Source organism: Microcoleus sp. B4-C1, assembly GCF_036705285.1.
GTDB lineage: Bacteria > Cyanobacteriota > Cyanobacteriia > Cyanobacteriales > Microcoleaceae > Microcoleus.
The window spans coordinates 70,811-84,594 of sequence record NZ_JAUBUC010000020.1; the positions used below are offsets into that span (position 1 = coordinate 70,811).

Sequence of the window (13,784 nt, forward strand, 5' to 3'; positions counted from 1 at the left end):
TCTGAAGGATTAATTAATCAACTGCTTGAATGCGTCATGTTCGCGAATCTTCTCCAAATCAGCTTCAGTTTTTGCCAACTCTTTACACACATTCGGATTGAGATTGAGGGCGCGCTTTAAATTTTCAATTGCTAATTCAATTTTACCTTGTAGCGCATAACATCGGGCTTTGTTGTACCAAATTCTGTAAAAATCAGGCCTGATTTTAGCAGCATTGTCGTAGGAAGCGATCGCAGCTTCGTATTTTTGCAATTTGGAGAGTGCAACGCCTCGATTGTTCCAAGCGTCAGTATAATCATTTTTAATTTGTAGGGCTTGATTGTAAGAAATTACTGCTTGTTCGTACTCCTGCATTTTGGAAAACGCAACGCCTCGGTTGTTCCAAGCATCGGCATAATCGGGTTTGGCTTGAATTGCTTGTTCGTAACAGCCGATCGCCTCCTGGTACTTCTGCAACTCCAACAATACCACGCCTCGATTGTTCCAAGCGTCGGGATAATTGGGGCGAATTGTAGTAGCTTGTTCGTAGGAGGCGATCGCCTCTGGATACCGCTGCATTCTTGTGAGCACTACTCCTCGGTTATTCCAAGTATCGGCTAAATCCGGCTGAATTTTCAGGGCCTGATCGTAAGCCGCGATCGCATCTTGATAACGGTTTTCAAAGAAACAAGCATCTCCCTGTTTAGCATAGTCGGCGGCCGTCAATAGCTGTTGGTAATTGCCATAGTTAACCGGAGCAAATTCTTGAATTTGGGCATCGGGGAATAAAAGGTCTGTTTCTGCCTCTGCCGAGTGATTTTGGTGTTGAATTTCGCCTAAGATAGTTTCAGCGTCGGAAATTAATAGTTTTAATTGAGAGATTGTATCGTAATGGAGACTTTCAATTTCTTGGCGGGCAATTGTTGTCTGCTTGGACAATTTGCTCAACAGAAACCAAACCCCGACTCCGGCTGCTGCCGGAAACAAAGTTAGGGCAATTACCAGCCCGTTAAGCAGTACCGCCGTGCGCCCGAAGGCAATGTCAACTTCTTCTTGAACTCGATCGCGAATTTCTTCTTTAAGTTGCTGCTGTGAGAATTGCTGCTGAACCAACAGTGCCGCCGTCGGTTCAGACGCAAAAACGGTATTGGCGCAGACTAGAATAGTCAAAAGGGCGATCGGGCTAATACTTTTTCTAAAGATACTTGACAAACGCATTGCCTTAGTGATACGCACCTGAGTTGCGATTTCCATGTGTCAAGAGATGCTGATAACGATGATCCCAGACTAGCCCATTTGTTCAAAAACTATTAAATACAGGATATCTGTTGTGCAGTCCCCTCCGATCAAATTGCTGACGCAAGAATTGCTAGACGAAGTTGCCGCTTCCTCCCGCCGCAGTCCCCGCCAGCGACAAAACTACAATTTCCATGATTTGTCTGAAAAAGTGCAGCGGTTTGTCAACGTGTTGCAACCAGGCACTTACGTCCGCCCTCACCAACACCTGCGCCCGCCTGCGGTTAACGGTTTTGAGTTTTTTGTGGTGATTCAAGGAGAAGTCGGTATTGTTATTTTGAACGAAAACGGTCAAATCCTCCGATCGTTGCGAGTCAGCGCGGCTGGCCCGACTCGCGCTGTCGAACTGCCAGAGGGTACTATTCACACGTTAGTAGCTTTGACACAGGATACTGTGATTTTGGAGTTTAAGGAAGGGCCTTACGACGTGGGGGCGGATAAAGACTTTTTGGCAGGTTTTCCTGCTGAGGGAACTGCGGCGGCGCGAGAATTAGTCCTGATTTGGGAAGCGGAATTTAACAGTTGACAGTTGACAGTTGACAGTTGACAGTTGACTGTTAAAAATCTAAAATCTAAAATCTAAAATCTATTGACTGTTGACGGTTAAAAACCTAAAATCTAAAATCTAAAATCTAAAATCGATGGGCTGATTACTAATTACTGATGAATCTAATTGTCGTCATCCGATTGTATAAATCTGGGGCGGTGCGAATGATTTTTCTCAGAAGTTCATCCGTCACCCAAAAGACGAGGGGAAACGAAAATTTTTTGCTGAATTCGCTGCATAATAGGTTGGTAGAAACGAGCAATCGATCGATCGGCTCCACTGATTCCAAACCGAGGAGCATTAAAGCTGGAGGCTGTTCCCCGTCTATTTCTGCTGCGATTGTCGTGTAGAGAGTTGTCGCCGATTTGGGCAAAAACAGTTGTCGCGGTTTCACGGGACAATTTACTTGCAGTCGATCGACTATTTGCTGCCGCAAAGCCAGCGAGTTGCAGTTGACTAAAACGAAAGAAAAGTAACCTTGGGAAAGACGGAGAGTCCGAATTAAAGTTGAGAACGACCGCTCGTTATATTTAGCTGAGTCGTACTTAGCTGAGTCGTACTTAGCTGAGTCGTACTTAGCTGTATTTTCAGAGCTTTGCTCGATAAACATAAATTGCATATTTTTTATCTAGTTTTAGAGATTTTCTAGATTAAATGATGTTTCTAAAGAAAATGTGAAGATCGGAAATTTATTTTTTATTTAAAAACATTTCGGTAACTATACCACGGTTTTAAATTAATATCAATAGTCCGATCGAAATATTCCGAGCGATAGATTTGGCTTGAACCACTCAAAAAGAACCTGCGACGGCACAACACAAGTATAGCCACGGCAGAACGAAGAAGCATATTTGGCAATGGTTTCAGCAATTAATAACGTTCTAAATATTTGGCACAATTGCTAGATTAAATGTAATTTAAAATACCAAAAAATTACCTAAAATTCTCAGCCAGCGGCAAAGTAAACCAAAAACTTGCCCCAGCACCGGGAGTGCTAATTACCCCAATTTGGCCGCCGTGAGCACCAATAATTTGCCGACAAAGATATAGACCCAAACCCAAACCGACGGAGTGTCGGGATTCATAACCCCTAACGTAAAGGTCAAAAAGATGTTCGCACTGTTCCGGCAATATTCCCGCCCCGTCATCTTTCACGGTACAGTAAATCATCCTACTTCCGGGATTGGGGATTGGGGATTGGGAATTGGTAATGGGGGATTGTGGATTAGTAATCGGTAATTTGTCGATGTTTTGTTTTGCTGTGCTTTGATTTATAGTTAATTTTTCCGCCTTGATTACTTGAGCAGAAACAGTTAAATTCAGTCCCGGAAAATTGTGTTTCAAAGCATTAGCTATTAAATTAGAGAAGACGCGCCACAACTGAGTTTTGTCCGCATTCACGGCTGGCAAATCATCCGGTACTAAATTTTTAAAAGTAGCTTTACCCTCATTCATTAAAGGTTCCAAATCTGTCGCAGCCGCTTCAACTATCGCTTTCAAGTCAACCGATTCGCAGTGCAAAACCAAACCGCGCAATTCCCCGGCGTGAACTTCCAACAGCGAATTTATCAAGCGCAATTGCTGCTCGCTACCTTGAATCATCCGCTCCAAAATAGAACGGGGAATTGCGATCGAATCCCCGGTTTTCGTTTGCCAATTTTTCAGTACCATTAACATTCCCGCTACCGGGTTTCGCAAGTCGTGAGAAAGAGCGTGGATAAACAGCCGCAGCGATTCTTGTGCTTGTTTGCGCTGCGTGATATCCTCAATTAAACCCTCATAATAAAGCAGGGCGCCGCTGCTGTCCCGTACCGCCCGCGCCTTCTCGGAAATCCAGACAATACTGCCGTCACAGCGGTAAATTTTAGATTCAAAATCCGATACTGTGCCGCTTTCCTCGATCGATCGCAAAAACTCATTTCTGCGAGCCGGATCGACGTACAACTGCCGCTCAATATCAGTAAACTTTGCCGTCACTTCTTCCGGGGAATCGCAGCCGTAAATCCGCGCCAAAGCTGGATTTGCAGTAATATAACGACCATCGGGAGTGCTTTGAAAAATCCCCTCGCCCGCATTCTCAAAAATGCTGCGGTACTTCGCCTCCGCCACCTCCAACTGCTGGTAAGCAGATTCCAACTCACGCCTGGTACTAAACTCTTTCCGTTGCAGACATTCGTACCAATAAACCGACAAATCGCAAATCAAACAAAACCAAAACAAATATAAGTAAAACCCGGTCAACTTAAAAGCAGTATACTTAGCAAAACTTAGATTTAAAACCAAATTTATCCCGACGTGGCAAAACAAAACGCCGAGTTGAGAAATCAGGTGGAGGCGCCAGCGGACGGGCATCAGCGTAGCTTGGATGAGAAACGCTAAACTCCAGGTAAAAATTGGTAATTCCCCAGCTTGTGCGACAGCTAGCCCAATCTGTACAACCACCGTCAGCGACCACGAAAAACCCAAAAATAGCAAACCGGGATAGCGCTGTCCGAAGGAGGTTTTTTGCAACACAAAACAGGTCAACAAACCCAACTCTACAGCAGCGCTCGTGTACAAATAAACACTTTCAAACTCCTGGCGAGCGAAGAATCTTTCGCCCATAAAATAGACCGTTATGCTGAAAGCAAAAAAGATGGCAATTCCGACAGCAGGGCGCAGGCGATCTCGGAGGAAGCGATCGCGCCACACCTCGTAAACCGTTAACGCCTGAACAGATTTTGCCTTGCCCAAAGAGTTCATACCATTTTAGATTTTAGATTTTAGATTTTAGATTGAGAAAGATCGATCGTCCGAGTTGACAGCAGGTAGGGAAAACCAGAAAGTCGAACCACCGCCGGGAGTGCTTTCGACGCCAATGAAGCCGCCGTGAGCTTTGATAATTTGCTTGGACAGGTACAGTCCCAAACCCAGCCCTGTTAATTGTCGGCTATTAGGGTCGTGAACGTAAAGTTCAAACAGAGATTCCCGCTGTTTGGCGCTGATTCCCACTCCATTATCTGTTACAGTACAGCGAACCATTTTTACGGTGACACCCGGCAATTTGCTGCCGATATTGCCAATTTGGCCCTGATAGCGGGGCATTTTGCAACTGCCGTCGAGGTTGAATTTGGCCAGGGTTTCCTGATTTTTCTGGGTGGTCTCGCCCATCCTACTCAGATCGCCCGCAGCAGGTATCCGGTTAGCGATACAGCGGGCAATCTGAGTAGTTGGAGATGTTAAAGCCTGGGAATTTTCTTCATAACTTAGCGCTGTTTCAATTTCAATTACCTCGGCTTTAAAAGTTATATTGACTCCCGGAGGATTGTGTTTAATAGCATTAGTCAACAGATTTTCTAGCACCCGCTGCAAGTGTTGGCGATCGGCATTGACTTGTGGCAAATCCGCCGGAATTTCAAACGTCAAAGTTGCTTGATTTTTGGCCAGCATCGGTTCTAAATCGGCAACAATGGCTGAAGCTAAAGACGGCAAATGCAGCGGTACAGTATGGAGAACAATCCCTTTCACCTCGCTAGCGTGAGCGTCGAGCAGGGTATTAACCATCGTCAACTGGTGTTCGCTGGCCTGAACGATGCGCTGCAAAATCGATCGAGAAACCGGAACATCTTGTAGAGAGTCAGAGGGCGATTTGTTGAGCAAATTTTTCAGCAGTATTAACATTCCCATAACAGGAGTGCGGAGATTGTGAGAAACTGCGTGCAAAAATAGGTCTTTCAGGCGGTTGCTTTCTTGCAACTCGTGCATTTTTTGCTGTAGTTGGCGGGTGCGTTCCTCCACTTGAGATTCCAAGTTGGCATTGAGAGCTTTTACCTGCTGCAAAAGTTGGGCTTGCTGTAGGGCGATCGCCACTTGGGTAGCGAGTTTTTCCAACAAATCAATTTCAAATTCCTGCCACTGGCGGGGCCCGGAACACTGGTTGACGGCCAAGATCCCGAACAATTCATCCCCCAGGAAGATCGGCACATTTAACGTCGCTCTAATTTGATAATCGCTGTACAATTGGGCAATTGGAACGCTCTGTTGAACGCTAGCAGTATCGGAGATAGCTCGGACGCGGTTGTTAGCATAAAAAGTTTTCTGGTTTTCTAGCTGATTCTCGTCAGCGAGTACCCACCCCAAAAGAGAACGGCATTGGCCTCCCACAGACTCAGCCACAACCTTACCGTACACCGGGCTAGGAAGATTTACCCCGTCCGTGTCCACAATACCGATGAAAGCGCGGTCTGCCTTGAAAAATTGCCGGACTTCGGCAACAGTAGTGTTGAGAATTTCTTCGAGGTCGAGGGAGTTGCGAATTCGCAGGGCGATTTCTGAGAGCAAGCGATCGCGATCGGAGGACGCCCGCAAAGCGGTTTCCGCGCGGTGGCGTTCGGTAACGTCTTGGACTGTGGCGGCGATCGCCCCTGACTCAATTGCCGACTGTTCGCAGACAGTGCGTTCGGAGCCATCTGGCAGCACAATTCGGTAGTTAATGCAATAGGCTTGGCGTTCCAACATAGCTTGGCGCTGCGATCGCGCCACCAATTCTCTGTCTTCTGGATGTACAGCTTGCAAAAAAACGGATGGTGTCGGTTTGACAGTTCCAGGAGCAAAACCCAAGAGGCGGTAAAGTTCGTTTGACCACCGCAATTCGATATGGGATATATGATGTTCTGCGGATTCTTGGCAGTTGTAAGTTGCTGTGAGGGCGGCGCAATTTAAATCCCAATTTCCCAACTGAGCGATGCGCTGAGCGTTGGCTAAACTAGCTTCGCGATCGCGCAGCCGGGCCGCCGTGCGGCGCACCTCTACCAGCGCTTGCTGGCGTTCTGCTACGGCGGCGGCCAACATCAGAGCCACAAGGGCGATCGTACCGGTAAAAGCTTGTAAAAATAAAACCGCCTGTTTGAGATTATCGCTTTTGGCCAAAAACGGGCCGCCTCCCTGTACTGCTCCCCAAATCGCGATGTAAGAGACGATCGAATAAGCAAAAATCGCTCCTGCCGGTTGAAACCGCAGAGCGGCCCAAACTATCAGAGGAAAAGGCAGATACTCCAGCGGATACAGAGCGATCGCCGCTTGTGTTTTTGAGCAAAAAAACAGCCAGCTCACGCTCAGCAAGAGAGTCAGCCAGAGCGCGATTTCGGAATAATTAACAATTAAAAATAGAAGATTATAGCGGTTTGACTTTGCCGAAAATCTCCTGGGATAATTTGTAACTTGTGATGGGTAACTGTCCCAGTTAAAAAATGTTTTTAAACTTGAAATAATCCCAGGTTTTATCTCACATTTTACACCATTATCAAGGACAGGCAAGATGCCTGTTCCACAAGAAAATTCATCTCTTGTGGAACAGGCATCTTGCCTGTTCCTAAACAAGTAATTGAGAATAATGAAACATCTCAGTTTGAGTGGAAATTTAAAACTGTTAACCGCGTGGTTCAAAGTCAGCAGCACGGGCGTCACAATCAAAATTCCCATGCCGTCTCCCAGCCACGTAGTCCACCAGTTGCGAGAGAAATTGCTCCACTGAGCCCAACCAAAAATGCACGTACCCAAGTTGCCGAGGATAGAGCCGAGGAAAGTAGACCCGATGACAGCGCCCGCTACTAAAGCCAAAACATCTCGCAATCGATCGAGTTTAGTAGAAAATCCGCTCCAAGTCAGCAAAGCCTCTCCAGCCAGCGCTTGCAGGGTGACGCTAAAGGCCGATGTGGCAATGACAGCCGACGGTACACCGCCGGTAGAGTTTAACAGCACTGAACCGAGGACAATTCCCGGCCACATCCGTCGCCCTTGCAGTAGCAGTGCCGCTAGAGCAATACCGGCGGGCGGCCACACGGGGGAGGCTTCGGCTTTCACCAGTCCCAGCATCGACGCTGCGAGTTTTCCGGTAACAAAGTAGGCCAGCGCCAGGATGCCGGTGTACAGAAGCGTTCGAGTGCGGCGGTTGAGCAGTTTCATGTTTAGGTGCGATCGAATCCTCCATTCCTAGTTTTTAATTTAGGCGGCCGATCGGCGATCGAACTTCCTCCTGACGACTCACCTGACTGGGGGAGTGGGAAGTAGGGGAGAGGGGGAGAGAGGGAGAGTGGGAGAGGGGGAGAGTGGGAGAGTGGGAGAGTGGGAGAGTGGGAGAGTGGGAGCATTTTTTATCTTCCCTCTTCTGACTAATGACTAATGACTGATGACTGATGACTCATGACTTCTTAAAATCCAAAAGTCCGCTTACCATCCGGCTTAACAGTAAGCCAATTGGTCTTTGCCATTGCCAGTTGTTCGTCAGAAACTGTAGCGTTGGTAAGATTCGCCCCGCACAAATTTGCTCCCCGCAAATTCGCCTTAGTCAAATAAGCCCCCGTCAAGTCAGCACCTCGGAAATCCGCCCCTTCAAAATTGGCAGTGCTGCAATAAGCCTCAGTCAAATTAGCATCTCGCAAATTCGCCTGAATTAACCGGGCGTGACCCAAATTCGCCCCCGACAAATCCGCTGCTTGCAAATTTGCCTTCACCAACCTAGCCTGATAAAAATTACTTCCCGCTAACTGCAATTTTTGCAGTTGCAGGCCAGACAGTTCGCAGTCAGCAAAATCGCGCTTGCCTTTAAAATATGCCGCTCGCAAGCTGTTGGTGTCCCACTTAGGAGCAACTTTCGATACCTTTGACGCTGCTAAATTGCCGCTAGAATGTCCAACCGTTCCAAAAGTTCTGCCTGACTCAGCCAGAGTCCGGGAAACTCGGGGCTGCATCCCTGTGTTCCCAGATTGGCCGAAGGAAGTTCTACCAGCGCGAGTGTGGTTCGATCGTAAATCTTGATTAATTTTACTCCTCGGCGGTGACCACGAAGAACCCTCGTCATTAAATATTGTCGGTTCTTCAACAGTACGAGAAGAGCCGTTGAATTGAGTTGCCAAGCCATCGACAAGACTTGGGTCTTCAAATTCGCCAGAGAGAGCTCTGAGGACATCTGCTGCCGATTGGAAGCGGTGGCCAACCATCGGCTTCAGCATTTTTTCGAGAATCCGCGCAAAATATGCGCTTACCTGAACGTGGGGCTGCCAAACAATTTCGCCGGTTACTCCATCAAAATCTAAATCCTTGGGCGACTTTCCTGTCAACAAGTACAAGCAAGTCATCCCCACCGCGTAGATGTCGCTGGCAAATATCGGCCGCAGCGCCATTTGTTCCGGCGGAGCAAAACTAAATGTGCCGACTGAAAATTTCGTGTTGGCGCTTTGGTCGGCGGGGTCTAATAATATTGTTTGGCTAACTTGGTCTTTTACCGCTCCGAAATCAATCAGAACTAAGTGCCCGTCTTGAACTCGGCGAATAATATTTGCGGGTTTGATGTCTCGGTGAATTACTCCTTGGCTGTGGATATATTGCACTACTGGCAGAATTTCTAATAGAAAATTTTTAACATCCGATTCGTTGAAACGGCCTGAGTGCTTGACTTCTTGTTTCAAAGTCGAGCCTTTAACATACTCTTGAACTAAGTAAAATTGCTGTTCCGTTTCAAAATAGTCTAGCAGCCTCGGTACTTGCGGGTGGTCGCCCAGTTGACCCAGGGTTTTTGCCTCTCGCTTAAATAATTCCCGCGCCATTTCTAAAACTCGCGGCGACGAACTACTGGGTCGCAGTTGCTTGACTACACAACTCGGTTGACCGGGCAATGAGATGTCTTTTGCCAGAAATGTAGCTCCAAAACCTCCTTGTCCTAACGGTTCAATAACTCGGTAGCGAGCGCGCAGCAATAACCGCGCACCGCACGTCTGACACTGGAGAATAGAGTCAGCAGGGTTTTGAGGATGGGGACAGCCCGGATTTACGCAGTAGCTCATATTGATTGAGTTTGCCTATGTTGTTCTGATCTTGTCAGCGTCGCTCGACTGCACAAATAGCTGGTTCCTGCTTCTGGTAGACATACTAATCTATCAGTTTTCGGCAAACCGTGCCTTCGATCGCGAATTGGAATTGCACCTAAGTCTTTTAAGCCAATATCTTTTCCCTATTTTGATTATCTCGCTGGTTTGAGTGTTTTCGGTTGATTATCCTTGAAGATAGTTTAAAGACTTGCTAAAGTTGTGCTTTTTTGTGTAAAGTCTTTCTAAACTTAAGTGCTTTTTGCGTTGTTAGATGTATCTAGCATACCTCATTCTCTGAATAAGAATGCTACTCATCCCCCAGTAGCCATCGACCTTTGGGCAGATCCCTAGTTTTTGCTGATGTGTACCATAACAGTCTTGACAAAATTGAATTTGTATGCTATGAAAAGCTTTCCCGAATAAATTCTGGGACTCAAAAGTCGTAGCCCGTCGGCGCCGACTAATGACTAATAACTACAGAGCACTGACAACTAACTACTGACTAAATTATGCGTATTTCTCTAAAGTGGCTGCAGGAATTGGTGGATGTGGCGATATCGCCGGAAGAATTAGCCGAAACCCTGACAATGGCAGGCTTTGAAGTTGAAGAAATCGAAGACCGCCGGCCGTGGGCAAGCGGCGTAGTTTTGGGCAAAATCATCGCCTGCGAACAGCATCCGAATGCAGACAAATTGAGAGTTTGTCAAGTCGATGTCGGCTCTTCAGAAGCTTTGAATATTGTTTGCGGTGCACCCAACGCTAGGGCAGACATTTACGTGCCTGTCGCTGTTGTCGGAACTTATTTATCGACTATTGATTTAAAGATTAAACCTGCTAAATTGCGGGGCGTTCCTTCCGAAGGAATGATTTGCTCTCTGGCAGAATTGGGACTATCTAAAGAGTCAGCCGGCATTCACATTTTTGAGTTAGAAAATCCCGAATTGGGCAGCGATATTCGCCCACTTTTGGGTTTAGATGATGTGATTTTAGACTTGACAGCAACTGCCAACCGTGCTGACGCTTTGAGCATGGTGGGTGTAGCGCGGGAAGTGGCGGCGCTGACTGGCGCGAGTTTGAGAATTCCCGAAGCGAATGGTGTGGCGATTGAGGGCAAAGAAACTCCTGGTTTGGCAGTAGAAATATCCGAACCGCAAGGATGCCCGATTTACATCGGCACGGCAATTGAATGTGTGAAAATTGCTGCTTCTCCAGCTTGGTTGCAGCAGCGGTTGCAGGCGGCGGGAGTGCGGCCAATTAATAATGTGGTTGACGTGACTAATTACATTTTATTGGAATGGGGACAACCGCTGCACGCTTTCGATCGCGATCGCCTGCAATCTTTCACTGGTACTCAAGATATCAGCATCGGCGTCCGCTTTGCCAAAACAGGGGAATCCTTCAAAACCTTGGACGGACAAAACCGCAATTTGCAAGCACAAAATCTGTTAATTACTGCTAGCGACAAACCTGTTGCCTTAGCTGGGGTAATGGGTGGCGAAGATACGGAAGTTCACGAAGGAACGCAAAATTTAGTCCTGGAAGCAGCGATTTTTGACCAGGCAACGATTCGCCGTTCTGCGCGCGCTCAAGGCCTGCGGAGCGAGGCATCGATCCGCTACGAGCGGGGGGTGAATCAGGCGGCTTTGACGACGGCTTGCAACCGCGCTGTTGCCCTGATTTTGGAGTTGGCTGGAGGCACGGCGACGGTGCAGAAAACGGCGAGTTCGGGCGAGGATTTGAGTTTTTCGCGATCGCTCGAATTGCGTTTAGACCGAGTAAATCTGGTTTTGGGGCAGTTGAAAAGAGGACAAACGGGCGGTTCTAAATATCTGGAACCGGAAGAGGTGAAAAATATTCTCACAGCTTTGGGATGCGAAGTTGTTCCAACGGAAAAAGAACGGGTGTTTGCGATAACTGTTCCTCCTTACCGCTACCGCGATTTAGAAAGGGAAATCGATTTAATTGAAGAAGTTGCCAGACTCCACGGTTATGACAATTTCTGCGATACTTTGCCCAGCAAAACGGAACCAGGTTATTTGTCACCAGAATACGCGGCAATTCGGAATGTGCGATCGGCTTTTCGGGCGGCTGGTTTGACGGAGTTGATGCACTATTCTTTGGTGAAAACTGAGGGGGATAATCAGGTGGTGCTGGCGAATCCGCTGTTTGTGGAGTATTCAGCTTTGCGGACAGAAATGCTGTCGGGTTTGATTGATGCTTTTCAGTACAATTTGGAACAGGGAAATGGCGCACTAAACGGTTTTGAAGTCGGCCGCATTTTCTGGAAAGATGGGGATGCAATGAAGGAAGCCGATGCAGTGGCGGGGATTATCGGCGGCGATCCGACTGTGTGGAAATGGCAGCAAGGAGGGCGCGATCGACCTTTGACTTGGTTTGAAGCTAAGGGGGTTTTAGAAAGCGCGTTTCAGGAGTTGGGTTTGTCGGTGGAATATCAAAGCGATTCCTCGAATACACGCTTGCATCCGGGCCGCACGGCTGCGTTATCGTTAAACGGGAAACATTTAGGAGTTTTTGGACAGTTGCACCCACAATTGCAGCAAGAAAAGGATTTGCCTGAGCAGGTTTACGTGTTTCAATTAGATTTAGCCGTGCTGTTGGGTGAGTTAGGGCGATCGAGCAACTTAACTCGCAAATTCGCTGGTTATTCGAGTTTCCCCGCTTCTGACAGAGACATTGCATTTTTCGCACCGGTTGAAGTTCCGGTTGTAGATATGCAGAGTGCGATGAAAAAGGCTGCGGGTAGTTTGCTGGATTCGGTGGAATTGTTTGACGAATATCGAGGCGACAACGTGCCGGCGGGACAGCGGAGTTTGGCTTTTCGGTTAGTTTACCGCGCGGGCGATCGAACTTTGAGCGAAACCGATGTCGAACCGGCACAGCAAAAAGTTCGCGATGTTTTAGTTGAGAAATTCGGTGTCAGCCTAAGAAGCTAATTGTAGGGGCGGTGCTAAAAGTGCCGGCCCTCTCTCGACTTCTTACACGCAAACACTAAGAAACCGGGTTTCTTCCAAGATGTACCGCCATCAACCAAATATTAACAGAGAAACCCGGTTTCTGCGGCCAAGCGAGTCCTAAATTTGTTGAACAAGTTAATAACTTAACGGCCGCAACATCTCCCGCACAAAAAAAGAACAATCAGGAAACCGCAAAAGAGAAATACTATCACCATCCGCAAGAATCACCCGACTTTGATAACCATCCTGACTCGGTTCTCGAAAAACGTGGAGTTGCCGATTATTCACATCCAAAACCCAATAATCAGTAATTCCCGACTCAGCATAAATTTTCGCTTTAATTCCGCAATCCGTTCTCAGCGTAGTATCCGCAACTTCAATAATCAGATAAATTTCTGAAGGAATTGGATGGTGGTCTTCATAGTAAAGTGGATCTGGTATAACTACAGAAATATCCGGTTCAGGTTGCGAGTAATTATTCATCCGAACGGGGTCTTGCAGTCGCACAAAAATCTGTTCTCCTAAACGGTTATCCAGTAATACTTTCGTGCGCGCAATCGCCGCACCGTGTGCTGTTCCTTTCGCTGCCATCTTTACTATCTGTCCTGCTAGTAATTCTACCCGTTCATCCTCATCAAAAATACCAATTTCCGTCATCCGGTCATATTCATGAACAGTCAGCAGCCGAATATCTAATAAAGTCATAGTAACCTCCTTCTCTCTAACAAACCTCTCTCTTCTTCCCCTCTCTTCCTCAGCGACCTCTGCGCCCTCTGCGGTCAATTAATCTTAATCCTTAAAAATTTCGTTAAATCCTGTTACTCCTATTGTACAATAACTTTTAAACAAATTCATCTAAGGCTCAAAACCGTGACCAAATATGTAATGTGGGGAAGTTACTGCGAAGACGTTCTAGAAAAACGCGCTCCGTTTCGAGACGCTCATTTGGCTGGATTGGCTAAGCAGAAGGAATCGGGCGTGTTAAGTACGATCGGGCCAACAAAAGATTTAACAAAAGTTTTTGCAATTTACGAAGCGGAAGATGAGGCGGCCGTGCGACAATTGGTGGAATCCGATCCTTATTGGGTAAATGGGGTTTGGACTGAGTACGACGTGAAAGAGTGGATTCAAGCTTTTTGAAGG

The 13,784-nt window shown here is 47.1% G+C and carries 10 protein-coding genes; 3 read left to right on the forward strand and 7 right to left on the reverse strand.

From position 1 onward, the window contains the following. Window positions 1–9 precede the first annotated feature (9 nt). A complete protein-coding gene (locus tag QUB26_RS10930; protein WP_333317916.1) occupies window positions 10–1,233 on the reverse strand; it encodes a tetratricopeptide repeat protein in 1,224 nt (407 codons plus the stop codon). Window positions 1,234–1,309: 76 nt separating this feature from the next. Here QUB26_RS10930 and QUB26_RS10935 point away from each other — a divergent pair, with 76 nt between their 5' ends. Next, on the forward strand, window positions 1,310–1,801 hold the full coding sequence (locus QUB26_RS10935) for a WbuC family cupin fold metalloprotein (RefSeq protein ID WP_333317918.1): 492 nt from the start codon (window positions 1,310–1,312) through the stop codon (window positions 1,799–1,801). Between the two features lie 127 nt (window positions 1,802–1,928). On the opposite strand, the gene QUB26_RS10940 is transcribed toward QUB26_RS10935, so the two are convergent. The 5 genes from QUB26_RS10940 to QUB26_RS10960 all read right to left on the reverse strand — a co-directional run bounded on the left by QUB26_RS10940 (window position 1,929) and on the right by QUB26_RS10960 (window position 9,642). Beyond that, a complete protein-coding gene (locus tag QUB26_RS10940; protein ID WP_333317920.1) occupies window positions 1,929–2,441 on the reverse strand; it encodes a hypothetical protein in 513 nt (170 codons plus the stop codon). A 314-nt stretch (window positions 2,442–2,755) separates the two neighbouring features. Next, a complete protein-coding gene (locus tag QUB26_RS10945; RefSeq protein ID WP_333317922.1) occupies window positions 2,756–4,564 on the reverse strand; it encodes a PAS domain-containing sensor histidine kinase in 1,809 nt (602 codons plus the stop codon). Between the two features lie 27 nt (window positions 4,565–4,591). Next, the gene (locus tag QUB26_RS10950) at window positions 4,592–7,765 is read right to left on the reverse strand and encodes an MASE1 domain-containing protein (protein ID WP_333317925.1); all 3,174 of its coding nucleotides are present in this window, start codon (window positions 7,763–7,765) and stop codon (window positions 4,592–4,594) included. Between the two features lie 2 nt (window positions 7,766–7,767). Then, a complete protein-coding gene (locus QUB26_RS10955) occupies window positions 7,768–7,950 on the reverse strand; it encodes a hypothetical protein (protein WP_333317927.1) in 183 nt (60 codons plus the stop codon). Between the two features lie 60 nt (window positions 7,951–8,010). Beyond that, the gene (locus QUB26_RS10960) at window positions 8,011–9,642 is read right to left on the reverse strand and encodes a serine/threonine-protein kinase (RefSeq protein WP_333240117.1); all 1,632 of its coding nucleotides are present in this window, start codon (window positions 9,640–9,642) and stop codon (window positions 8,011–8,013) included. Between the two features lie 533 nt (window positions 9,643–10,175). Here QUB26_RS10960 and pheT point away from each other — a divergent pair. Further along, window positions 10,176–12,620, forward strand: a complete 2,445-nt coding sequence (gene pheT / locus QUB26_RS10965) for a phenylalanine--tRNA ligase subunit beta (protein WP_333317929.1) — start codon at window positions 10,176–10,178, stop codon at window positions 12,618–12,620. Between the two features lie 156 nt (window positions 12,621–12,776). On the opposite strand, the gene QUB26_RS10970 is transcribed toward pheT, so the two are convergent. Beyond that, the gene (locus QUB26_RS10970) at window positions 12,777–13,346 is read right to left on the reverse strand and encodes a Uma2 family endonuclease (protein WP_333317931.1); all 570 of its coding nucleotides are present in this window, start codon (window positions 13,344–13,346) and stop codon (window positions 12,777–12,779) included. 165 nt (window positions 13,347–13,511) lie between these two features. Here QUB26_RS10970 and QUB26_RS10975 point away from each other — a divergent pair, with 165 nt between their 5' ends. Then, the gene (locus tag QUB26_RS10975) at window positions 13,512–13,781 is read left to right on the forward strand and encodes a YciI family protein (RefSeq protein ID WP_333053901.1); all 270 of its coding nucleotides are present in this window, start codon (window positions 13,512–13,514) and stop codon (window positions 13,779–13,781) included. Window positions 13,782–13,784: the final 3 nt, after the last annotated feature.

Coding starts and splice junctions, on each gene's coding strand:
- QUB26_RS10945 (WP_333317922.1), bottom strand. CDS start 4,564: ATGAACTCTTTGGGCAAGGCAAAATCTGTTCAGGCGTTAACGGTTTAC.
- QUB26_RS10940 (WP_333317920.1), bottom strand. CDS start 2,441: ATGCAATTTATGTTTATCGAGCAAAGCTCTGAAAATACAGCTAAGTAC.
- pheT (WP_333317929.1), top strand. CDS start 10,176: ATGCGTATTTCTCTAAAGTGGCTGCAGGAATTGGTGGATGTGGCGATA.
- QUB26_RS10955 (WP_333317927.1), bottom strand. CDS start 7,950: ATGCTCCCACTCTCCCACTCTCCCACTCTCCCACTCTCCCACTCTCCC.
- QUB26_RS10950 (WP_333317925.1), bottom strand. CDS start 7,765: ATGAAACTGCTCAACCGCCGCACTCGAACGCTTCTGTACACCGGCATC.
- QUB26_RS10930 (WP_333317916.1), bottom strand. CDS start 1,233: ATGGAAATCGCAACTCAGGTGCGTATCACTAAGGCAATGCGTTTGTCA.
- QUB26_RS10970 (WP_333317931.1), bottom strand. CDS start 13,346: ATGACTTTATTAGATATTCGGCTGCTGACTGTTCATGAATATGACCGG.
- QUB26_RS10960 (WP_333240117.1), bottom strand. CDS start 9,642: ATGAGCTACTGCGTAAATCCGGGCTGTCCCCATCCTCAAAACCCTGCT.